This window comes from Pseudoalteromonas sp. APM04 (assembly GCF_022809815.1).
In the GTDB taxonomy this organism is placed as follows: Bacteria; Pseudomonadota; Gammaproteobacteria; order Enterobacterales; family Alteromonadaceae; genus Pseudoalteromonas; species Pseudoalteromonas marina.
Window position 1 is genome coordinate 776,921 of record NZ_CP094441.1, and the last position, 22,295, is coordinate 799,215.

A 22,295-nucleotide genomic window follows, 5' to 3' on the forward strand; every position below is an offset into this window, starting at 1 on the left:
TGTTTTATTTTGAGTTAATAGCCTGCTGTATTGCCACTATTACTGAGTTTATAATTTCATCTCTTTGTGATTTATCGTTACTTTTTAGGTTTTCTTCAAGGTTGCCAGCGCTTTTGTAAATGGCATCAAAGTTAAAACATCCTGCGCTGCCTTTAACACTATGCGCAACTGCTTTTAGGCTTTCCCAATCTTGTGCATGGTGAAATGTTTTTATTTGTTCCAAATAACTGGGTAAGTTTGCTAAGTAATTATCAGATATCTGTTGAAACTTTTCACTTTTTAACAAGTCATCCCACTTATTTTGATTATCCTTTTCAAGGTGCAAGTAGCTAACAAGTACGTTCTCGAGGGCATCTTTATCTATTGGTTTTCCAAGCGCTTTGTCGCAGCCAGCTTCTATATAGGTACCAATATCGTGATTCATTACGTTTGCGGTAAGTGCAATAATGGGACCGTCGTAAGCAGCATGTCGTAGCATTTTGGTGGCTTCAAGCCCACCCATGACGGGCATTTGCATATCCATAATAATGAGTTGATAGTCGTTTACTAGCGCCATTTCTACGGCTTGTGCACCATTATTAGCTATGTCAGGCTCAAGCCCCCAAGTTTGCAACAGCAACTTAATTAGTAGCTGATTATCTGGGTTATCTTCAGCAACCAAAATATTTGCGTCAAAGCTGTTAGTCGCAAATGATAATAGAGGGTCTTTTTCAGGGGTTAATTGTGCATGATCGACAAGCAGCTCAAGCTCGGGTGTTTTGCCTTTTAAGTGGCAAGCAGCACTAATTGAAAATTCACTTCCTTCGCCCACTTCGCTTTCTAGTTTTATGTCGCCACCCAATAAATTTGCCAGATTTTTGGATATACATAATCCTAACCCAGTACCACCAAAGCGACGTGTAGTTGTCGCATCTGCTTGTTCAAACGGTTTAAATACACGAGAAATTTGATGCTCAGACATACCAATACCGGTGTCGGTTATTACAAACTCAATGAGGTTGCTTTTAGCATGATAATGCACACAAATAGAGACATGCCCTTGCTCTGTAAATTTAACGGCGTTGTTGGCCACATTAATTAAAATTTGTTTTAAGCGTGTTACATCAGTGTATATAGTTTGCGGTATTGGTAAGTCAAAAATAATATTAAGTTCTAAACGCTTTTCTTGCGCCAGTGGCGTTATGATTGACTCAATATCATGGATTAACTGCACAACGTTCACAGAGGCTTGCTCTACAGCTAATTTTTCAGCTTCAATTTTAGATAAATCCAAAATATTGTTAATGAGTTCAAGTAAGTGCTTTGAGTTTCGTAAAATAGTACTTAAATGTTGTTTGTCGTTTACTATTTTATCGTTATGTAGCAACTGCTCTGTAAAGCCCATAATAGCGGTGAGAGGGGTTCGTATTTCATGACTCATGTTTGCTAAAAAACGACTTTTAAGTTGGTTAGCTTGCTCTGCTTGAGTAATAGCGAGTTCAAGTTGGCTATTCATAGACTCAAGCGCTTGAGTTCGGCTTTCCACCTTGTCTTCTAGGTGATGTTTGTATTCTTCGAGTTGTTGTTGATAGTGCCTAATTTGATTAACCATGTGGTTAAAGTCGTTAAACAGTATGCCTACTTCGTCATCGGTATGAGCGGGTAAGCTTACTGCTAAGTCACCGTCACCTACTCGGTGACTGGCTGCACCTAATAGCTCTATTGGATTTAACAATAGGTTACGTACAACAACAAATATCAAGATAGGTAACGAGATCACTGAAATAATAACAATCAGACCCGTAATTAAGCTAATGGCTTTGCCCGACTGATGAAGTACCGCTTTGGGAATTGTTGATACGTAATAATAGCCGCCGCTCATTTGTACGGCAAAAATCATACGTTCGATTTTATCAATGCTCGATAACTCAATGGTAGAAAGTGAGCCTATGTCGGCCAAATCGCGAACCTTATTAAGTTCATATTCGCTAATGTACTGGCCTCGTAAATTATAATTAGAGCTAAATAGTATTTTACCGTCTTTGGTCAACAATAAATTGAGCGTATTGTTATAAGGCGCTTCTAAAATACTGGTATTTAAAATTGAAGGCTCAACATTTACAACAATAAACCCCAGTTGTTGTGGACGTTTTAGGTAATAACCCACGCTGTCTATTCGTTGCACAAAATACAGGCTGGTTGTGCCGTCGGGTTTTTGAACCATAAACTGCTGTTGGCTCAAATTGCTTTGTATAACCTGATTAAAAAAGGGGTAGTTTTTAGGCGCTATGGTTAAATTATTTGAATGATAGGCGTCACTTTTACCACTAGCCGACACTAGATTTATACTAATAATGTCAGGGTAGGCTTCGCTGTAACTGGCAAATACATCCATTAGAGCGCCAAGCCTGCGCGTATAATTTCCGTCTAAAAGTGCGTCATTGGCCAAAAAGTCGTTAAGTACCGGAGAGCGAGAAAGTAGCTTAGTGGTAGAGTGGAATGAGTCTATGTAGTTAAACGCTTTTTGTTGTTGCTGCTCAACAAAGCGGCTCATGATTAGATCGGCTTGTTTTTGCGTAGAGTTAGTTACATTAGTTAACGTAAACCCACCTAAAAATAGCAGGGGCAATATAACAAGCGGGGTTATATACCATAATAATCTAATGCTTAACTTACTGGTTTTCATTAACTAACTAATATCCTTGACGCAATCTTTTTATAGTATGCGTTACAAGTTTATTAAACAAGCCTGCGCTTAACTCATCGCTAAAATATAAACTTTAGTTAGAGGTAACTTCCCCTTTATGCGTAGGTTTTAATTACTTAATTAAGTAAAAGTTTTTATTTTGCTTGAGTCAAATTACAAACTAAACGGCCTGAGTTTAAATATTGATAAAAAAGATCAGTTAATAACTAACCATTGATTGTTTAAAGGGTCAAGATCAGCGAAAATAGTCTTTAATTACGATTAACATAACGGATCGCAAACTAGGAGCTAATTTACTCTTGGTTTTGGTGTGTTGAGGTTTCGGGGTTTAGCAGTTTTAGCCTTTAAACGTCTGCACACTTTATGGTGATATTATCCGTATTCAAACTATAAGAACTTTTTAATGGCAGACCAAAATCTCCTTAGCGAAATAAATAAACGACGTACTTTTGCAATTATATCTCACCCGGATGCAGGTAAAACCACCATCACCGAAAAAGTACTTTTGTTCGGACAAGCGATTCAAAAAGCCGGAACGGTAAAAGGCCGTGGCTCTAATCAGCATGCAAAGTCTGACTGGATGGAAATGGAAAAAGAGCGTGGTATATCGGTTACTACCTCTGTAATGCAATTTCCGTATAACAATGCGCTGGTTAATTTACTTGATACCCCTGGACACGAAGACTTCTCTGAAGATACGTACCGTACTCTTACCGCAGTAGATTCGTGCTTAATGGTTATTGATGCCGCAAAAGGTGTAGAAGAACGTACCCGTAAGCTAATGGAAGTTACGCGCCTACGTACTACGCCAATTGTAACCTTTATGAATAAGTGTGACCGTGATATTCGTGACCCAATGGAGCTGCTTGATGAAGTAGAAACAGAGCTAAATATTGCCTGTGCGCCTATTACGTGGCCAATTGGTTGTGGTAAAGAGTTTAAAGGTGTTTACCACATTCATAACGACGAAGCGGTTTTATACAAAACAGGCCAAGGTCATACAATTCAAGAAGTTCGCACTGTTAAAGGCCTTGATAACCCAGAGCTAGATATCGCCATTGGTGAAGAACTCGCTGAACAACTACGTGAAGAACTAGAGCTTGTTATAGGGGCTTCAAACGAGTTTGACCTTGAACTATTTTTAGCGGGTGAGCTTTCGCCAGTATACTTTGGTACCGCCCTTGGTAACTTTGGTGTAGATCATGTACTTGATGGTTTAACGCAATGGGCACCAACGCCGCTACCGCGTGAAACAGAAGACCGCCAAGTAATCGCAACAGAAGAGAACTTTACTGGTTTTGTATTTAAAATACAGGCTAACATGGACCCTAAACACCGTGACCGTATTGCCTTTATGCGTATTGTGTCGGGTAAATATAGTCAAGGCATGAAGATGAATCATGTACGCCTTGGTAAACAGGTGAGTATTTCAGATGCAGTAACCTTTATGGCGGGCGATCGCGAGCGTGCAGCAGATGCATTTGCGGGCGATATTATTGGTTTACATAACCACGGTACTATTCAAATTGGTGATACCTTTACACAAGGCGAAAAGCTTAAATTTAGCGGTATTCCAAACTTTGCGCCTGAGCTATTTCGTCGTATTCGTTTGCGCGATCCGCTTAAACAAAAGCAGCTATTAAAAGGTTTAGTACAGCTTTCTGAAGAAGGTGCAGTACAAGTATTTAGACCGCTCATTAATAACGACTTAATTGTAGGCGCGGTAGGTGTACTTCAGTTTGACGTAGTTGTAGCGCGCTTAAAAGCTGAGTACAACGTAGATGCAATTTACGAAGGCGTAAACGTAAATACAGCACGTTGGGTAAGCTCAACTGACGTTAAAAAGTTTGAAGAGTTTAAACGTAAGTGCGAAAGCAACTTAGCACTTGATGGTGGCGATAACCTAACTTACATAGCACCGAGCCGTGTAAACCTTAATTTATCGACAGAGCGTTACCCAGAAGTAACCTTTAACCATACTCGCGAAAACTAGAATCGACTGACTAAAGTAAACTGAAAGCCTGCTATGGCGGGCTTACAAAGGTAAATAATATAATGAACATTCGTACCATTTTAGTGGAAAAAGCCATTGCCGCCATGACCGCAGCAGGCCTACCAGAAGACACAAACCCAGCGGTTACACAAAGCACACGCCCACAATTTGGTGACTACCAAATTAATGGTGCAATGGGCGCCGCTAAAAAAATGAAAAGCAACCCACGTGAGCTTGCGCAAAAAATTATTGATAACCTAGATGTAACCGACATTGCTGAAAAAACAGAAATTGCCGGCCCAGGTTTTATTAATATTCATTTAAAGCCTGAGTTTTTAGCCAACAGTGTAAAAGCAGCAAACAGCGATACAAAACTGGCTGTAAACGAGCACGCAAATCCGCAAACTGTTGTTGTAGATTACTCATCACCTAACCTTGCAAAAGAAATGCACGTAGGCCATTTACGTTCAACCATTATTGGTGATGCCATTGTACGTGCGCTTGAATTTAGAGGCGATAAAGTCATTCGTCAAAACCACATGGGCGATTGGGGCACACAATTTGGTATGCTAATTGCGCATTTAGAAGATCAAATTAGCCAAGGCGTAGACTTAGAGTCGGTAGCGCTTGCTGATTTAGAAACGTTTTACCGCGATGCTAAAAAACGTTTTGACGATGAAGAAGGCTTTGCCGATAAAGCCCGTGATTACGTTGTTAAACTACAAGGCGGCGACGCGCACTGTGAAAAGCTATGGAAGCTATTTATAGCGACCTCTGTTAAACACTCTGAAGAAGTTTACAAACGTCTAAACGTAACGCTTACTCAAGCTGATATTATGGCTGAAAGTGCTTATAATAGTGAGCTTAACGACATTATTAGCCTATTAAAAGATAAAAACATAGCTGTAGAGTCGCAAGGTGCACAAGTAGTATTTTTAGATGAGCTTGCAAATAAAGACGGTGAGCCATCGGCGTTTATTGTGCAAAAATCTGGCGGCGGCTTTTTGTATGCAACCACCGATTTAGCCGCGTGTGATTACCGCTCAAATAAATTGGGTGCTGAGCGTATTTTAATATTTGTTGATGCGCGCCAAAGCCTGCACTTCAATCAAGTAGAGCTTACAGCACGAAAAGCTGGCCTTTTACGCGATGAAACAAGCTACGAGTTTTGCCCGTTTGGCACCATGATGGGCGCCGATGGTAAACCATTTAAAACCCGTACTGGTGGTACTGTTAAGCTTGCCGACTTGCTTGAAGAGTCAATTAGCCGTGCAGCAACAAAACTAGCTGAGCGTGAATCTGATTTATCGGATCATGAACGTAGCGAAATTGCCCGTAAAGTAGGTATTGGCGCCGTTAAATATGCTGATCTTTCTAAACATCGTACCAGCGATTACATATTCAACTGGGACAGCATGTTAAGCTTTGAAGGCGCGACAGCACCTTACTTACAATATGCTTATACCCGTGTACGCAGTATTTTCCGTAAATCAGGTGTCGATGCCGCTACGCTAAATGCTGATGTAGCCATAGCCGAGCCGCAAGAAAAAGCACTCGCGCTTAAACTACTGCAGCTTGAAGAAGTGCTTGATTTAATGATCTCAGAGGCTACTCCACACGTATTATGTGGGTACTTGTACGAGCTTGCTAGCCTATACATGACGTTCTACGAAGCCTGCCCAGTACTCAAAGAAGGCGTAGAGCCAAGCGTACGTGACAGCCGTTTAGTGTTGTGTAATTTAGTGGCAGATACGCTAAAAACAGGATTGGATTTGTTAGGCATTGAAGTCATGGAGCAAATGTAATCACCGTCGTATTTTAACCTAATACTGCGTTATCCACCCCGACTTACCCTAATCACATACAAATCGTATGCTCATAGGGATAAGTAGGGGTGAATGCCTTGTCTTAGGCTAAACTACTTAGGTGAACCTTCTGCTGCGTGTAGTTCGCTTTAGCTGCGTTGGTAAAACTATTTATCCTAAGTCACATACAAACCGTATGCTCCTTGGCATAAATAGTTTTACCGCCTTGCTAGCACTTCTACACTTGCAGATGGTAGGTTTGACCGTAGGTTGGGTTGAGTGAAACGAAACCCAACATTAACCAAGCACTAACCCAAAATATAAAATTGTTCTTATTACTGATTACTATTGATTGCCTGACCTTAACTTACCCACATACGCTTTAATAAACAGAGAAGGATTTGTTTATGAAACTCGAAGACATCCGCCGTGAATACCTGCAAGACGCGCTAAGCGAAGATAACTTGCAAGATGATCCATTCAAACAATTTGAAACGTGGCTTGAGCATGCTGTGGGCAGTAATATCCCAGACCCAACGGCCATGGTGGTCGCTACGGTTGATGAAACCGGGCAACCTTCACAGCGTATTGTATTGTTAAAACATTTAGATGATAACGGGTTTGTATTTTTTACTAATACCGGCTCACGCAAAGCGCAAGAGCTAAAAGGCAATAACAAAATATCGCTGCACTTTCCGTGGCACCATATGGAGCGCCAAGTGATTGTATACGGCGAGGCAAAACCATTACCTACATCAGCCGTGGCAAAATACTTTTTATCGCGTCCTAAAGAAAGCCAATTAGCAGCATGGGCGTCGCAACAAAGTAGGCCAGTGTCGTCGCGAAAAGTACTTATGGAAACCTTTGCTAATATGAAAAGCAAGTTTGCTAAAGGTGAAATTCCACTGCCTGATTTTTGGGGCGGTTACTGTGTTGTGCCTGCTAAAATTGAGTTTTGGCAGGGTGGTGCACACCGCTTACATGACCGTTTTATGTACCAGCGCCAAGCAGATAACAGCTGGCAAGTTACACGCTTAAACCCTTAATAAATTGATGATTGAGTAACCGTGCAATTTATTGACTCTCATTGCCATCTCGACTTTAGCGAGTTTGATTCAATTCGTGAATCGCTCATAAACGAGTGTATAGCAAAGGGAGTCAATCAGTTTGTTGTACCGGGTATTACGCTCGCCCAATCGCATACTCTTATCAAACTCAAAGCTACTTTTCCAAGTATAAAAATAGCTGCAGGGTTACATCCATATTTTTTAGATCAACATAAAGAATCGCACATAGAAGCACTTTTTGAGTTCGGGGTTGCAAATAAGCATCATTTAATAGCTATAGGTGAGTGTGGGCTTGATAGAAGTATCGAAGACCTTGCAAAACAAACGAGTTTGTTTGAGCAGCAAATAACGATTGCTAATGAGCTAAATTTGCCGCTTATTGTCCATCATCGGCAAAGTCATGATTTAATTTCGCAATCTTTTAAACGCTGTAAGCCAAAATATGGTGGAGTGATACATGCGTTTTCTGGCTCACTACAGCAAGCACAGTATTATATTAAACAGGGTTTTAAATTAGGCGTGGGTGGGGTTATAACTTACGAGCGCGCAGCTAAAACTCGTAATGTAATTACTCAAATTGAACCTCAGCACTTAGTGCTCGAAACCGATTCGCCCTCAATGCCACTAAATGGTCATCAAGGTGAGATTAATACGCCGCTTCATATCCCTAATGTGTTCAACGCTCTGTGTAGTTTAAAACAAAGTAGCGATAAAGAGGTGCTAGCTAAAATGCTCTACGACTCTTGCTCTGAGGTTTTTCGTATATAGCGGTTTACTTGCCAACGCTTTAAGCCACGGCCCAATTGCCATGTAAAAATACATGCAATAACTAGCATTAATAAAACCTGACGACCCAAATCATGAAAATGGCTGTGGCTATCTGAAATAGCAGCTCGTGTTAAATAGGTTACCGAAACAAACCCTAGAGGGCGATCATCATCGCTTACAACGGGTTCAACAAATGGTGTTTTAAGTTTACTTATTCCTGGAGTCGATTCTGGAAGTTGACCTAAAATATGGTGTGACTGCCAATTATCACTGCTGGCGACTAAAATCCCCTGATGATCATAAATGGTAGCCGACAGTACAAATTCGTCTTTAGCTATGTCGTTACAAATAGTGTTTAACTGAGGTTTGTTTTTTTCTATCAGTGGTGTTTTAACGTTTAAAGCCATAAATTGAGTTAAGCTTTGTGCTGTGTTGTCGGCGCTATCATATAATAACTGATGGCTTTGAAAGCTACTATTTACACCTACCCAACTAAGCAATACAAAACAGCCAGCAGCTAATAATAACCGTAAAAGTCGTTTCTTTTGTGATGCCGATATTGGATTTTTAAGATGGTTATTTTTCATAGTCACCGTATATGCTACTGACAGAATTTTGATTTGATGTTACAACTACTACTATAACCTTAAATTAACCCCGATGGCGAATTTAGCATTCATATTACCGCTTCAATTCGTTTTATATCAGTGGAATAAAAATAAACACGGAGATCCCATGTCGCAAATCAGCATGGCACAGCTTACTTCTCAGCAATCATTGTCAATGTTAACGCTCAACCAATGGTTTGCTCATAACAACGGGATTTTTACACTATTTGATGGTGTTCCAAATACACAAGAAGGGTTGTTTAGTATTGCATTTGCAGGTGACTTTAATGCGACAAGTATAGATACTTTTATTCAGTTTTTAGCTCATCATGGGCAAACGGTCACAGCATTATGCCAATACCAGCCTGATTTGGGCTTATCTCCAGCACTTTGTTTTTATACTCAAAATACAACGCAATCTATTAATCCATTAACGCTTAAAGCGTTTTCAGAAACACTAGAGTGCCAACTAGTACAAATTAATACACCGCCTAACCTTTACGAGTCGGGCTTGTTAGTAATGGATATGGATTCAACAGCGATTACTATTGAATGTATTGATGAAATAGCACGCTTAGCAAATGTGTACGATGATGTGGCATCTGTAACAGCCCTCGCAATGGCAGGTAAACTCGATTTTAGTGAAAGCTTAAATCAGCGCGTAGGTAAGCTTAAAGGCATTGAAAAAAACCTTATTGAAGAGTTAAAAAATACCCTGCCACTTATGCCGGGCATAAAAGCCTTGTGCCAAGTACTAAAGCATCACAATTGGTATTTAGCAATTGCATCGGGCGGTTTTGTACCTTTTGCAGAGCGTGTTAAGGAGCTAATAAATTTAGATGAAGTACATGCAAATGTGCTTGAATTTAAAGATGATAAATTAACTGGTAAGGTACTTGGTACGATTGTGGATGCACAGCAAAAAGCGGTTATTTTAGAGTCTTTGCAAGCTAAGCTCGGACTTGAAAAAATACAAACAGTGGCGATTGGCGATGGTGCAAATGATCTCGTTATGATGGCAAAGGCTGGGCTTGGGGTTGCTGTTCATGGTAAACCAAAAGTAGTTGAGCAAGCGCAAGCAGCTATTTGTAAAGGCTCGTTATTACAGTTACTTTATATGCTCGCTATTCCGTTAAACAAAAAATAACGATGGCATATTAGCGTTAAACCGCTTAGCGAGAGCGGTTTAACCAAAGCAGTTTACGACGGCCCATTTGGTCAACCTTTTGTTGATCTAACTCAAAATGACTTAAAGCTTCTTCTGTAATATCAACCACATCACCCACACCTGTTACCGACCATAAAGCTTCTTCCAACTCTTTAGCTTTATGTAATGCGTATTGACTCACATAGCTAAGCTCGCTGGATAGGTAATCTGTATCTGGGCGACCAGTACGTGAAATATATAGTCGCATAACAAATATAATTTGAGACTTAATCCCCTTGCTAATTTGTTCATTAAAGCTGCTGTAATCTTCACCTAATATACACTGGCTTTGAATAGCTTCGGTGACTTTATCTTGTCGGGGGTCAAAATTGATTGCCAGTGTAAACGCAAGTGGCGGATCTTGTCTGCTGCGATCTTTTATATTTGGAGTGATCACATTTAAAATTTGCTCGTTAGTTATTATACTCGACACGTCCGTTTTATTGCTCAGTAAACCAAAGTTTTGTAAAAGTACATGCAGCGGGCTTGAATATAAACCATAACCAATTGCACCCACTTTAAAATGTGCCGCTTCTTTGTGTAAATACAGCGGAAACTGGCAAACGCTTTTTGTTACCATGTTTCTAAGTGCTGTAGAAAGCCCTTCAATTTTAGGAGCCTCTTCACTTACCTTTAATTTGTCTTTGTTATTTTCAATCAATTGTGTGAAAAAACTAACGCCAGCATGGGGTAAGTCAGCCACTCTATTGGCTTTTAAGTTAACGGTGGTCAGTGACTTACTGATAGCCATAACCTCGTACTTGAGTTCGTTTAATGCATGCTTTTTAGTTATTTTTTGTAAATCAGGGAATGTTAAAAAGACAATGTCGCCTTTTTTAAAGCTAACAGGCTGATCGCACTCTAGTTGTAGTCCCATGACTGAAAAATCGCGTGTATGTCCACTCAATACCGTATCATTTATATGTAATTTAACGTCGGTTTTATATAAATAGCGTTTATGCGAGCGTAAATTTACATACTCAAGCGCAACAATGTCTAAATAGGGAGCCGTTTTATGTTTGGCATGCCCAAAAAGTTTAAGCTGATTGACCAAAGCTTTATCGTAAGTTATTTGTTTATAACGCGATTGCTCAACGCTATTACCTATACTAGTTAGTACAACAATATATTTTACGTCTTTAACTAACCCTTCAACACGAGGCGAAGGAGGTTTGTTAAGTTTTTCAATGTTACTACCAGCAGAATTTGGCAGTGAAAGTGGTATGTAAGCATCATCAGGATGACTCGGCATTATTTGAATTTTAAAGCATTGCCAGCTTTCTTTTTGACTACCAAACCCTAAAAATAAATCACGTAGTTTGGCATTATTGTTTAATTCAGTGCGGGTTGCTGAATAGTAATAAATCTTTCCAGAGGACACATGTGTAAAGGTGTACAGGTAATCTTCTTTAACTGCTGTTGGTTGTGTTAATAACCCACTGACCCGTTTATGGTTAAGCACGTTGTATAAGCAAGGTACACTTCTTTCATCGGTAAAGTAGCGCTGAATAAAAATATTATTTTCGGTTGTTAGGCTTAGACTAGGATAATACTGATCGTCTTTTTTACTTAAAAACACATACAATGAAGTAACACGAGGTATGTAATATTGCTCATAACCTTTTGATACAACCGCATCGAGTGTGTTATCTAAATTAACTTTGTAGCGGCGTTTATTTCCGTGAATAAAGCTTTCTAAAAAGTTATCGAAGGCTTCATTATTTTCAACGTAAGTTCGCTTTAAACGAATATGATTAAATTCACGTGAGATATTCTCAACGGCAACTACTTCATATTGAATGCCATTTTTTAAACCCAGTTCAAAGTCTTGCTCTAGACCCACCAAACGCATTGCTATTAGTTGGCCTTTTCTAATTATGTTTCGCTTTGCCAACTTTATTTTACAGCCACTCAAAGAAATATCAGAGGTACTTGCTTTAATATTTTTCTTATCGTTATATTCAATAGTAACTTTTATTGAATAATTCATCCTTTCTTCTGCACGGCTTTCGTAAGATGCAAATTTAATAACATTAGTATTTAGTAAATCTTCTTGCTCTTGCTTATTCCCTTTTTCGGCGGCTTCTTTTTGCATTACGCGGTGATTATTTTCCGTATTCATAACCGCTTCGTAAACAGCAAGTGTGTATTTACCATGCTGTTTTAATGCGCTTTCAAACACTTCAATGGCCGTTTCATCCATAAAGTGCTGTTTACCATTATGTTCGTAAGGTTTTACTTGTCCTGTAACTAAACCGCGTAGATCAATAAAGCGCTCGACAGGCTGAGAAAGGCGCGACATTTCCATTTTAATTAAAAACTGTTCAGGCTTCGTAAGCTCTGCTGTTTTTGATTTAAAAATTAGGTCAAACTTGGCGTTGCCTAAATATTGTTTTAGCTCATTCACGAGGGACTCGTGTTTGAGCATGATGTCATCAGCCATTTATAAAACCATCACCGTCTCTTTGAAAAAGTAGGTATACTATTAAATCCATTTATTAGAAATTCAATAAACGTGAACCGTGCTATGTTATTAATATAGGTACGGTTTTGGAGCAACTACCATTTAGTTTTTGTTATTATGTGTTATGTGCCATTTTATTGGCAAGTTACTTTTATTCAATTTTAAAGCAAAAACTATGCCCTAAGATATATAAAGGTAAAACAGTTAATTAGGTAATGATTGTGGCTTAAGAAATTTGCACAGGCAAGCTATGTTGCTATGTAAATAGATGAAATGGCAAAATAACAACAAAACAGTACGCATTTTTAAATTCAATGATTAATAAATAAGGTTATTAATGGCTAAAGCGGCAAAAGTAGAGTTTGTTTGTACAGAGTGTGGCATGAACTATCAACGTTGGCAGGGGCAATGTCGTTGCGGTGCGTGGAATACGTTAGCTGAATTTAAACCTTCAGCAGGACAAAGTAAGAAAGCAACAGCGCGCTCAAGTGTTGGCGGGTATGCCGGAGGTATTGGTGGTGGTTCTAAAAAAATTAATGACATAGCGACCGTTGAAGCCGAAAAACAACTCACAGAAATAGGCGAGCTTGACCGTGTTTTAAGTGGTGGTGTTACTACGGGGTCTGTAAATATTATTTCGGGCGATCCGGGGGCGGGTAAAACAACGCTTTTATCTGACTTGGTGGCAAGAATGTCAAAGCGTATGCCGTCTCTTTACTGTACCGCTGAGGAATCTTTGTCGCAGTTTAAAAATCGTGTTAACCGCTTAAAGTTAGACTATAACGCCGATGAGCTTTATTTGCTTTCAGAAACCAGCGTTGAGACCATTATTGAAGAGCTTGATAAAAATAAAATAAAATTTGCAGTCATCGACTCCATTCAAGCCGTTGTTACAGACACTGCAAATGGCAGTCCAGGCTCTCCTTCGCAAGTTAAAAGTGCAGCTCAAGCATTAACTCAATATTGTAAGCAGAATGACGTGACCATGTTTATTATTGCTCACGTGAATAAAAATAACGAAATTGCAGGCCCGCAAACCTTGGTGCACATTGTTGATGCGCTATTACACATAGACACCAATGATGGACAAATTCGTACCTTACGTGCCAATAAAAACCGCTTTGGTGACATTGATACTGTGGGTATTTTTAAAATGTGTGAGCGTGGAATGTTAAGCGTAGACAACCCGAGTGAGATATTTTTATCGGGCTCGACGACTGAATCCCCGGGGTCGTCTATTACCTGTATCCGTAAAGGTAATCGGAATCTATTGCTTGAAATACAATGTTTAACAACAGAAACCGAGGCTGAATTTCCACAGCGTGTTTGTGTCGGTTTAAATATGAACCGCATAAAAATGCTTACAGGTATTTTACGTAAACATACAAAAACAAAAATATTTCACGATACCTTTTTTAATATTGTGGGTGGTTTAAAAATTGATGAATCAGAAACCTGTATAGATTTAGCCCTTGTTACTGCGTTACTAAGTAGCTTGAACGAGTTTGTTGTGCCTCGAACCACTTGTATTATGGGGGAGTTGAGTTTAAACGGTGATGTGCGACCAATAGACAGCGGCGTACCACGAGTTAAAGAAGCTGCACAGCATGGTTTTACAGAAATATTTATCCCGTTTCGTAACTACCATAAATCAATGGAAGGCCTAGGCGCTAAAATAACTCCAGTAAAAACGGTACATGAGTTATTGAGCCTGATTAATTAACGCTTACAGCGACTGGTATGCAATGTTACTCTTGGGTTAATACAATTTTTATAAAAAATAGAATAAGGAAATAATATGAAAAAATTAATTATAGCCGCAGCGATTATTGCCGCAGGTGTTGGCGGCGTTAGCTACGCTAACTATGTTGCAACCCAAGAGGTTCGTGCTGAAGTAGACAAGCAGCTGGCCATGGTGAGTGAGCAAACGGGTGCAACATTTAAATATGCTGGCTTATCTGCAAGTGTTATTTCAAAAAGTGTTGAAATTACAAGTATGGAAGTAATAAGCCCTGAGGGCGAGAGTGTGGCCAACGTTCAAAGTATTGAAGTTAAAGGTTACGAAACCGATAAAATTTCGCCGCATACATCGCTTGATGTAAAAAATCTGACGCTCAGTAAAGACTTTATTGCCACACTGCCTGCTGACACAAATGCCATATTAGCGTCAGCAAGTTACAACCTGCATTCATCTTTAGATTATAATGAAGAGTCGGGTGAAAGCGATATGGTTGTAAAGCTCAATGCTCAAGATGTGATCAGTTTTAATATGGACATAGGGCTAGCTAATTCTAAACCGCTTATGGATACGTCGCTTGCGATGAGCAAAGAACAAAAGCAAGCGGGTGATACCCCTCTAACTTATGAGCAGCAACTGCAACAGCAAACACGTATGATGCAAGCAATGAGCAAGCTTGAACCCCGTAACGCAAGCTTTGTTATAAATAACCAAGGTAAACTTAAAGAGTTATTAGAAAGTGAGCTTTCAAAGCAAGGTATGACTATTGAGCAAATGCAAGCAATGTTAGCCCAGCAGTTAGAGCAAGCGCCTGTAACTGAAGAAATAGCGAATGCGTTAACCAGCTTTGCCAGCGGTTTAAATTCGTTAACTGTTTCAGCAAAATTGCCTGAAGGCCAAACTATGATGGAAGTTAACCAGCAATTAATGATGCTAGCTGGTAAGCCAGAAGAACTGGTTAAGTTTATAAATTTAGAAGTTAAAGGCGAGTAATCACGATAAGTCGTTAAATCATAATTTAAAAAGCCGCACTTGTTTAATCAAATGCGGCTTTTATTATAGATAATGTTTAGTGAAGAATACGCGCTCTAATTGTTCCTTCAACTGCACTTAGCTCTTTAAGCGCTACTTCAGAGTGGTCGGTATCAACGTCAATAACCACATAACCAATTGCTTCATCAGTTTGTAAGTACTGAGCCGCTATATTGATACCGTGCTGCGCAAACGCTTGGTTAATTTGCGTTAACACACCTGGGCGGTTGTGGTGAACATGCAATAAGCGACTACGGTTAGCAAGCTCTGGCAGTGATACCTCAGGGAAGTTAACGGCGGTAATTGTAGAGCCGTTATCTGAGTATTTAGCCAATTTACCTGCCACTTCAATACCAATATTTTCTTGAGCTTCTTGAGTTGAACCACCAATATGCGGCGTTAAAATAACGTTATCGAAGTCGCGTAGTGGCGATACAAACTCTTCATCGTTAGATTTAGGTTCAACAGGGAACACGTCAATTGCTGCACCACTTAGCTTTTTCTCGCTAAGTGATTCTGCAAGGGCATCAATATCAACAACGGTGCCGCGAGAGGCGTTAATTAAAATAGCGCCTTGTTTCATTACCGCAAGCTCTGCCGAACCGATTAAGTTTTTGGTTTGTGGTGTTTCTGGCACATGCAAACTAATTACATCAGATCGCTGAAGTAGTTGAGTCAAGTTATGCACTTGTTTTGCATTACCCAGTGTTAGCTTATCCTCAATATCGTAAAACTCGACGTTCATACCAATATTTTCAGCCATAATACCTAGCTGAGTACCAATGTGGCCGTAGCCAATAATACCCAACGTTTTACCACGTGCTTCAAATGAACCCGTTGCTGTTTTTAGCCACTCACCACGGTGAGCCGCAGCATTTCGCTCAGGTATACCGCGAAGTAAAAGCAGTATTTCACCAAGTACTAGCTCTGCAACAGAGCGTGTATTTGAAAATGGCGCATTAAATACAGCAATACCACGCTGGCGAGCGTTACTTAAGTCAACTTGGTTTGTGCCAATACAAAAACAACCAATGGCAATCAGCTTCTCTGCAGCATCTAAAACAGCTTCGTTAATATGAGTACGAGAACGCAGACCTACAAAGTGAGCGTCTTTAATACGTTCTTTAAGCTCGTCTTCAGGTAGCGATGTTTTAACGTAGTCTATATTGCTGTAACCATTTCGTTTTAGCGTTTCAACTGCGCTTTGGTGCACACCTTCAAGCAAGAGAATTTTAATTTTGTCTTTTGCTAACGATACCTTACTCATAACCTCATCCTATTTAATTTGAGGCCCATTTTTAGTGCCGATAATTACTTTATCAGCACCACGCATCGCAAATAGGCCATTGGTAACTACGCCAACAATTTGATTTATATCTGTCTCAAGTTGCTTAGCATTGGTAATATTTAAATTATATACGTCTAAAATAACGTTACCGTTATCGGTAACCACACCTTGGCGGTAGACTGGGTCGCCGCCTAACTTTAATAACTCACGTGCTACGTAGCTGCGCGCCATTGGAATAACTTCAACGGGAAGCGGAAATTCCCCCAATGTGTCCACTAGTTTGGTGTCATCAACAATACACACAAACTGCTTAGCAACTGCAGCCACAATTTTTTCACGGGTAAGTGCAGCACCACCGCCTTTAATCATTTCGTTTTGAGCGTTAATTTCATCCGCGCCGTCGATGTAAACATCGAGTGCATCGATATCGTTTAGCTCAAACACTTCAATACCGAGCTCTTTTAAACGCGCTGTAGAAGCTTCAGAGCTTGATACTGCACCTACTAAAGTGTCTTTAACTGTACCAAGGGCATCAATAAAGTGATTAACGGTTGAGCCTGTGCCTACACCTACTATCGTGTTTTCTTTTACAAACTCGAGTGCAGCCCATGCTGCTGCTTTTTTTAATTCGTCTTGTGTCATTATTTTGTGCTCATGTATGTCAAACGTGTGCTGCAAGTATGCGAATAATCACATCACCAGCAGTAATTTTTGTTGGGTGTTATTATGGTTTTAAGCGGTACGTCCCAAGACTCTATTGGCAATACATCAACTTTTTGGCACTCATGTGCAAGGCCTATAAGTCGTGTTTTTTGCCAGTTTTCATCGTGTAAACGAGCCAGTGTTCTATCGTAAAACCCACCTCCCATTCCTAAGCGATTACCTTGATTATCGAATGCAACTAATGGCATAAGTAAGTAGTCCAGCTCGGGTAAAGGGCATATTTGACTGCAATTTAGCTTAGGTTCAAAGATACCATAGCGATTTGCCTTCATGGGTGAGTTTTTCTCATAGCGCTGAAACAGCAAAGTGGCGCCATTAAATGGGTGTATTACTGGTAGGTAAATAACGTGATTTAAGTTCCATAATTCTTTAATTAACAAGGAGGTATCAAGCTCTCCGTCGTTACTTAAATAAATGGCGATATGTTGATTTTTAGCTGTTTTTTTTGTTTTTAAGTATTGAATAAAATTCATACTTAAAGATTGAGATGCTAAATTTTGCTGTTCATTAGACAAATTATTACGTAATTCGCGAATAGATTTTCTTATTTGGGCGCGTGAATCGCTCATTTTTCAAACTTACCAACTAATTAAAAAGCAAATAAAGCAGGAAACGCCAAGTACACCGCAAGTATAATAAGCAACGTAACAACCGTAGCTATTAACGAATAAAGCAATGCATTACTGCGTTTTTTAGGCTGAGTTATTAGTTCCTCGTCCAGTAATAGCTCTTCGTCTTGCCATTCGTCTTCATCTACTTCAGGGGTTTTTGTTTGGTTTTCAGGTAAGCGCTGCTCAAGGTCTTCGAGTTTTTCTTCTAGCCTGATTAAACTGCTGGTTATGTAGTCTAATGCGTCAAAAATACGCTCATCTCGCTGGCTATCACTTACCGTTTGAGTGGTTTTTTCAGTATTTGTCGATACAGCTTGAAGCTTACTTTTAATACCCATTCCAACAAGTAGCTTAGCTTGTTTTAATGCTTTGTTTTTATCGCTAGGCGCAAATAAAGGCTTACCTTTAAAAAATAAGGCTACTTTTTCTTCTGAGATTTTTAGTTTTGCCGCCAGTGTTGTACACGCTGTTTTTGAGTCAACGTTATCAGCGAGTCCAGCAAACATAACGCGAAAGTTATCGGTCATTTAAATATCCCTAAAGCTTTATAATTAAATGAGTATATACCTAAAGTATAAAAAAGTTCGAGGACCAATTAATAGTTATTTTTTAAACTATGAATTAGCGTTGCGTTACATAATTGCTAGCTATAAAAAAGGCCCTTAAAAGGGCCGTTTTTTTGCTTTAGTCTTAAAGACCCGCTGCTGCGCGAAGTGCGTCAGCTTTATCTGTGCGTTCCCATGGGAATTGGTCACGGCCAAAGTGGCCGTAAGCTGCAGTAGGAAGGTAGATAGGGCGCTCTAAATCAAGCATTTGAATTAAGCCGTAAGGGCGTAGGTCAAAATGTTCACGAATTAATTCGATTAAACGTGCTTCTTCTAATTTACCAGTACCAAACGTTTCAACACTAATAGAAGTTGGCTCTGCAACACCAATTGCGTAAGATACTTGTAATTCACACTTATCAGCAAGGCCAGCAGCCACTACGTTTTTAGCCACGTAACGTGCAGCGTATGCAGCTGAGCGGTCAACTTTTGATGGATCTTTACCAGAGAAAGCACCACCACCGTGACGTGCCATACCACCGTATGTATCAACAATGATTTTACGTCCTGTTAAACCACAGTCACCCATTGGACCACCAATTACAAATCGGCCTGTTGGGTTAATAAAAAACTTAGTTGCGCTTGTGATTAGTTCAGCAGGAAGTACTGGCTTGATGATGGTTTCCATCACAGCTTCTACTAAATCGTTTTGAGAGATGTCTTCGCTGTGCTGAGTTGACAGAACAACCGCATCAATACCTACTGGCTTACCGTTTTCGTATGCAAAAGTAACTTGAGATTTTGCATCTGGGCGTAACCAGTTAAGCTCGCCGCTTTTACGTACTTGTGCTTGACGTTGAACTAAACGGTGAGAATACGTAATAGGTGCAGGCATTAACACTTCAGTTTCGTTACATGCGTAACCAAACATTAAGCCTTGGTCACCAGCGCCTTGTTCTTCTGGGCTAGTACGGTCAACACCTTGGTTAATGTCTGGAGACTGTTTACCAATGGTGTTTAAAATTGCACACGAGTCAGCATCAAAACCCATGTCTGAGTGAGTGTAGCCAATTTCACGTACTGTTTTACGCGTAATTTCTTCTATATCAACCCATGCGCTAGTAGTGATTTCACCACCAACCATAACCATACCAGTTTTCACGTATGTTTCGCACGCAACGCGGGCATGAGAGTCTTGCTCTAGGATAGCATCAAGAACCGCATCAGAGATTTGGTCGGCGATTTTATCCGGATGACCTTCAGAAACAGATTCAGAAGTAAATAAATGTTTTGCCATTGTAATTATGCTCACAAATATTGCGCTTCACAAACGTCGGTATTAGCGCTAAAAAATTAAGGGGCGTATTTTATCTAAAACGAAACACCTTGCATAGTGTTTTTACGCCTAGACGTCTAAATTAAATTAGTTATGACATTATGGTCTTAAAAAATATTCATAATACCTCATTTTTATAGGGTTTTTAATTGCACACAGACCCCACAATAAGTAAGAATGGTCGCAATAAAAGTGCTCTTGTAACTTGAGTACATAAACGAACACATAAATACCCGCGCAAATACATATATAAGGTAGGAGAATTCATGCCATCTCGCAAAGAACTTGCAAATGCTATTCGCGTCTTGTCAATGGACGCAGTACAAAAGGCCAAATCTGGTCACCCTGGAGCCCCTATGGGCATGGCTGATATCGCAGAAGTATTATGGCGCGATTATCTAAAACATAATCCATCAAATCCAGAGTGGGCAGACCGAGATCGATTTATACTGTCAAACGGCCACGGTTCAATGCTTATCTATTCTTTATTGCACTTAAGTGGTTATGATTTACCGTTGGACGAAATTAAAAACTTCCGTCAAATGCACTCTAAAACACCAGGCCACCCAGAATACGGTTATGCGCCAGGTATCGAGACCACTACGGGCCCACTAGGCCAAGGGATCACAAATGCGGTAGGCATGGCAATTGCTGAAAAAGCGCTTGCGGCACAATTTAACCGTGAAGGTCACGACATTGTTGATCACCATACCTATGCATTCATGGGCGACGGTTGTTTAATGGAAGGCATTTCGCATGAAGCCTGTTCGCTTGCCGGCACATTAGGCCTAGGCAAGCTGGTTGCTTTTTGGGATGACAACGGCATTTCTATTGATGGTGAAGTTGAAGGTTGGTTTAGCGATGACACACCAGCACGTTTTAAAGCGTACGGCTGGCACGTAATTAGTGGCGTTGATGGCCACGATAGCGATGCAGTAAGTGCTGCAATTAGCGAAGCAAAAAGCGTGACTGATAAACCAACACTAATTTGTTGTAAAACAATTATTGGTTACGGTTCACCTAATAAATCGGGTAGCCACGACTGTCACGGTGCACCATTGGGTGATGACGAAATTAAAGCATCGCGTGAGTTTTTAGGTTGGACGGGGGATGCCTTTGAAATCCCTGAAGACATTTACGCACAGTGGGATGGAAAAGCTAAAGGCCAAGAGCTTGAATCAAGCTGGGACGAAAAGTTTGCAGCCTATGCAAAAGCATTCCCAGAGCTTGCAGCTGAGTACAAACGCCGTACAAATTCAGATTTACCTGCCGACTGGGCTGAAAAGTCACAAGCGTATATTGAGCAGTTACAAGCAAACCCGGCAAATCCAGCATCTCGTAAAGCGTCACAAAATGCATTAAATGCATTTGGTCCATTATTACCTGAATTTATGGGTGGCTCTGCCGATTTAGCAGGTTCAAACTTAACAATTTGGGAAGGCTCTAAAGGCCTAACAGCGGACGATGCAAGTGGTAACTACGTTTACTACGGTGTGCGTGAGTTTGGTATGTCGGCAATTATGAACGGCATTGCACTTCATAAAGGCTTTATTCCTTACGGTGCAACGTTCTTAATGTTTATGGAATACGCACGCAATGCGGTTCGTATGGCTGCATTAATGAAGCAACCAAGCATTTTTGTATACACGCACGATTCAATTGGTTTAGGTGAAGATGGTCCAACTCACCAACCAGTAGAGCAAATTGCCAGCATGCGTTTAACTCCTAACCTTTATAACTGGCGCCCGTGTGACCAAGTTGAGTCAGCAATTGCATGGCAACAAGCTATTGAACGTAAAGACGGTCCTACATCGTTAATATTCACACGCCAAGGTCTTGAGCAACAGGCGCGTGACGCACAACAGCTAAGCGACGTCAAAAAGGGTGGTTACATCCTTAGCTGTGACGGCAACCCAGAGCTAATTATTATTGCAACCGGTTCTGAGGTGCAATTAGCACAAGATTCAGCTACTGAATTACGCAGCCAAGGTAAAAAGGTACGTGTTGTATCTATGCCATGTACTGATGCATTCGAAGATCAATCGCCTGAGTACAAAGAAAGCGTATTACCAGCAAGCGTTTCTCGTCGCGTAGCGATTGAAGCAGGTATTGCTGATTATTGGTACAAGTATGTAGGCCTAAATGGTGCTGTAGTCGGTATGACCACTTTTGGTGAGTCTGCACCAGCTAACGAGTTGTTTGAGCACTTTGGCTTTACGGTTGAAAACATCGTAAACAAAGCAAACGCACTTTTTTAATCGTTTTTGATTAAATAAGTTAAGTAACTTAAAAACCCGCCAATGTGCGGGTTTTTTTATGCCCATATATGAAACAACTTCATCTTAAGCGTTACTGCTTTTCTTGCAAGAAAGTAAGCTATCAGGCAAGGTAGTGCGATAAAATTTATAAATAAAGATCTTTAAA

Annotated in this window: 16 protein-coding genes; 8 read left to right on the top strand and 8 right to left on the bottom strand. The window is 40.2% G+C overall.

Going from position 1 to position 22,295, the window contains the following annotated elements; translation table 11 throughout:
• Nucleotides 1-4: 4 nt before the first annotated feature.
• Nucleotides 5-2,665, bottom strand: coding sequence for a hybrid sensor histidine kinase/response regulator (locus tag MTP24_RS03670; RefSeq protein ID WP_138741297.1), 2,661 nt, complete (start codon nucleotides 2,663-2,665; stop codon nucleotides 5-7).
• Between the two features lie 424 nt (nucleotides 2,666-3,089).
• Here MTP24_RS03670 and prfC point away from each other — a divergent pair, with 424 nt between their 5' ends.
• The 4 genes from prfC to MTP24_RS03690 all read left to right on the top strand — a co-directional run bounded on the left by prfC (nucleotide 3,090) and on the right by MTP24_RS03690 (nucleotide 8,319).
• A complete protein-coding gene (gene prfC, locus MTP24_RS03675; protein ID WP_243532828.1) occupies nucleotides 3,090-4,679 on the top strand; it encodes a peptide chain release factor 3 in 1,590 nt (529 codons plus the stop codon).
• A 62-nt stretch (nucleotides 4,680-4,741) separates the two neighbouring features.
• Entirely contained in the window at nucleotides 4,742-6,484 is a 1,743-nt protein-coding gene (gene argS / locus MTP24_RS03680; RefSeq protein WP_243532831.1) for an arginine--tRNA ligase, read from the top strand.
• Nucleotides 6,485-6,891: 407 nt separating this feature from the next.
• The gene (pdxH, locus tag MTP24_RS03685; RefSeq protein ID WP_008130371.1) at nucleotides 6,892-7,530 is read left to right on the top strand and encodes a pyridoxamine 5'-phosphate oxidase; all 639 of its coding nucleotides are present in this window, start codon (nucleotides 6,892-6,894) and stop codon (nucleotides 7,528-7,530) included.
• A 21-nt stretch (nucleotides 7,531-7,551) separates the two neighbouring features.
• Nucleotides 7,552-8,319 carry a TatD family hydrolase gene (locus tag MTP24_RS03690; protein WP_243532833.1) on the top strand — a complete coding sequence of 256 codons (768 nt, stop codon included), beginning with the start codon at nucleotides 7,552-7,554 and terminating at the stop codon, nucleotides 8,317-8,319.
• Here MTP24_RS03690 and MTP24_RS03695 read toward each other — a convergent pair.
• Nucleotides 8,286-8,906 (bottom strand): AhpA/YtjB family protein, encoded by a 621-nt coding sequence (locus MTP24_RS03695; RefSeq protein ID WP_039036500.1) that lies wholly within the window; start codon nucleotides 8,904-8,906, stop codon nucleotides 8,286-8,288. The two genes, MTP24_RS03690 and MTP24_RS03695, sit on opposite strands and share 34 nt — an antisense overlap.
• A 148-nt stretch (nucleotides 8,907-9,054) precedes the next feature.
• Here MTP24_RS03695 and serB point away from each other — a divergent pair, with 148 nt between their 5' ends.
• Complete coding sequence (gene serB, locus MTP24_RS03700) at nucleotides 9,055-10,074, top strand: phosphoserine phosphatase SerB (RefSeq protein ID WP_243532835.1); 1,020 nt, start codon at nucleotides 9,055-9,057, stop codon at nucleotides 10,072-10,074.
• A gap of 25 nt (nucleotides 10,075-10,099) precedes the next feature.
• Here the strand turns inward: serB and MTP24_RS03705 are convergent, their stop codons facing one another.
• Nucleotides 10,100-12,577 carry a PilZ domain-containing protein gene (locus MTP24_RS03705; protein ID WP_243532837.1) on the bottom strand — a complete coding sequence of 826 codons (2,478 nt, stop codon included), beginning with the start codon at nucleotides 12,575-12,577 and terminating at the stop codon, nucleotides 10,100-10,102.
• 358 nt (nucleotides 12,578-12,935) lie between these two features.
• Between MTP24_RS03705 and radA the strand changes: the two genes are divergently transcribed.
• A complete protein-coding gene (radA, locus tag MTP24_RS03710) occupies nucleotides 12,936-14,321 on the top strand; it encodes a DNA repair protein RadA (protein ID WP_008130364.1) in 1,386 nt (461 codons plus the stop codon).
• Between the two features lie 75 nt (nucleotides 14,322-14,396).
• On the top strand, nucleotides 14,397-15,329 hold the full coding sequence (locus MTP24_RS03715; protein ID WP_243532839.1) for a hypothetical protein: 933 nt from the start codon (nucleotides 14,397-14,399) through the stop codon (nucleotides 15,327-15,329).
• A 76-nt stretch (nucleotides 15,330-15,405) separates the two neighbouring features.
• Here MTP24_RS03715 and serA read toward each other — a convergent pair whose 3' ends face one another.
• From serA to metK, 5 genes are all read right to left on the bottom strand, one after another.
• A complete protein-coding gene (gene serA, locus MTP24_RS03720; protein WP_006791939.1) occupies nucleotides 15,406-16,635 on the bottom strand; it encodes a phosphoglycerate dehydrogenase in 1,230 nt (409 codons plus the stop codon).
• A 9-nt stretch (nucleotides 16,636-16,644) separates the two neighbouring features.
• Complete coding sequence (gene rpiA / locus MTP24_RS03725; RefSeq protein ID WP_058428471.1) at nucleotides 16,645-17,298, bottom strand: ribose-5-phosphate isomerase RpiA; 654 nt, start codon at nucleotides 17,296-17,298, stop codon at nucleotides 16,645-16,647.
• Nucleotides 17,299-17,351: 53 nt separating this feature from the next.
• Entirely contained in the window at nucleotides 17,352-17,948 is a 597-nt protein-coding gene (locus MTP24_RS03730) for a 5-formyltetrahydrofolate cyclo-ligase (RefSeq protein WP_243532841.1), read from the bottom strand.
• Between the two features lie 20 nt (nucleotides 17,949-17,968).
• Nucleotides 17,969-18,517, bottom strand: coding sequence for a hypothetical protein (locus MTP24_RS03735; protein WP_243532843.1), 549 nt, complete (start codon nucleotides 18,515-18,517; stop codon nucleotides 17,969-17,971).
• A 163-nt stretch (nucleotides 18,518-18,680) separates the two neighbouring features.
• Nucleotides 18,681-19,832, bottom strand: coding sequence for a methionine adenosyltransferase (gene metK, locus MTP24_RS03740; RefSeq protein WP_243532845.1), 1,152 nt, complete (start codon nucleotides 19,830-19,832; stop codon nucleotides 18,681-18,683).
• Nucleotides 19,833-20,137: 305 nt separating this feature from the next.
• Here metK and tkt point away from each other — a divergent pair, with 305 nt between their 5' ends.
• Nucleotides 20,138-22,129, top strand: a complete 1,992-nt coding sequence (gene tkt, locus MTP24_RS03745) for a transketolase (RefSeq protein WP_243532846.1) — start codon at nucleotides 20,138-20,140, stop codon at nucleotides 22,127-22,129.
• Nucleotides 22,130-22,295: the final 166 nt, after the last annotated feature.

What these genes read in the sequence shown, in the direction of transcription:
- MTP24_RS03670 (WP_138741297.1), bottom strand. Translation starts at nt 2,665, where the DNA reads ATGAAAACCAGTAAGTTAAGCATTAGATTATTATGGTATATAACCCCG.
- prfC (WP_243532828.1), top strand. Translation starts at nt 3,090, where the DNA reads ATGGCAGACCAAAATCTCCTTAGCGAAATAAATAAACGACGTACTTTT.
- argS (WP_243532831.1), top strand. Translation starts at nt 4,742, where the DNA reads ATGAACATTCGTACCATTTTAGTGGAAAAAGCCATTGCCGCCATGACC.
- pdxH (WP_008130371.1), top strand. Translation starts at nt 6,892, where the DNA reads ATGAAACTCGAAGACATCCGCCGTGAATACCTGCAAGACGCGCTAAGC.
- MTP24_RS03695 (WP_039036500.1), bottom strand. Translation starts at nt 8,906, where the DNA reads ATGAAAAATAACCATCTTAAAAATCCAATATCGGCATCACAAAAGAAA.
- serB (WP_243532835.1), top strand. Translation starts at nt 9,055, where the DNA reads ATGTCGCAAATCAGCATGGCACAGCTTACTTCTCAGCAATCATTGTCA.
- MTP24_RS03705 (WP_243532837.1), bottom strand. Translation starts at nt 12,577, where the DNA reads ATGGCTGATGACATCATGCTCAAACACGAGTCCCTCGTGAATGAGCTA.
- radA (WP_008130364.1), top strand. Translation starts at nt 12,936, where the DNA reads ATGGCTAAAGCGGCAAAAGTAGAGTTTGTTTGTACAGAGTGTGGCATG.
- MTP24_RS03715 (WP_243532839.1), top strand. Translation starts at nt 14,397, where the DNA reads ATGAAAAAATTAATTATAGCCGCAGCGATTATTGCCGCAGGTGTTGGC.
- serA (WP_006791939.1), bottom strand. Translation starts at nt 16,635, where the DNA reads ATGAGTAAGGTATCGTTAGCAAAAGACAAAATTAAAATTCTCTTGCTT.
- rpiA (WP_058428471.1), bottom strand. Translation starts at nt 17,298, where the DNA reads ATGACACAAGACGAATTAAAAAAAGCAGCAGCATGGGCTGCACTCGAG.
- MTP24_RS03730 (WP_243532841.1), bottom strand. Translation starts at nt 17,948, where the DNA reads ATGAGCGATTCACGCGCCCAAATAAGAAAATCTATTCGCGAATTACGT.
- MTP24_RS03735 (WP_243532843.1), bottom strand. Translation starts at nt 18,517, where the DNA reads ATGACCGATAACTTTCGCGTTATGTTTGCTGGACTCGCTGATAACGTT.
- metK (WP_243532845.1), bottom strand. Translation starts at nt 19,832, where the DNA reads ATGGCAAAACATTTATTTACTTCTGAATCTGTTTCTGAAGGTCATCCG.
- tkt (WP_243532846.1), top strand. Translation starts at nt 20,138, where the DNA reads ATGCCATCTCGCAAAGAACTTGCAAATGCTATTCGCGTCTTGTCAATG.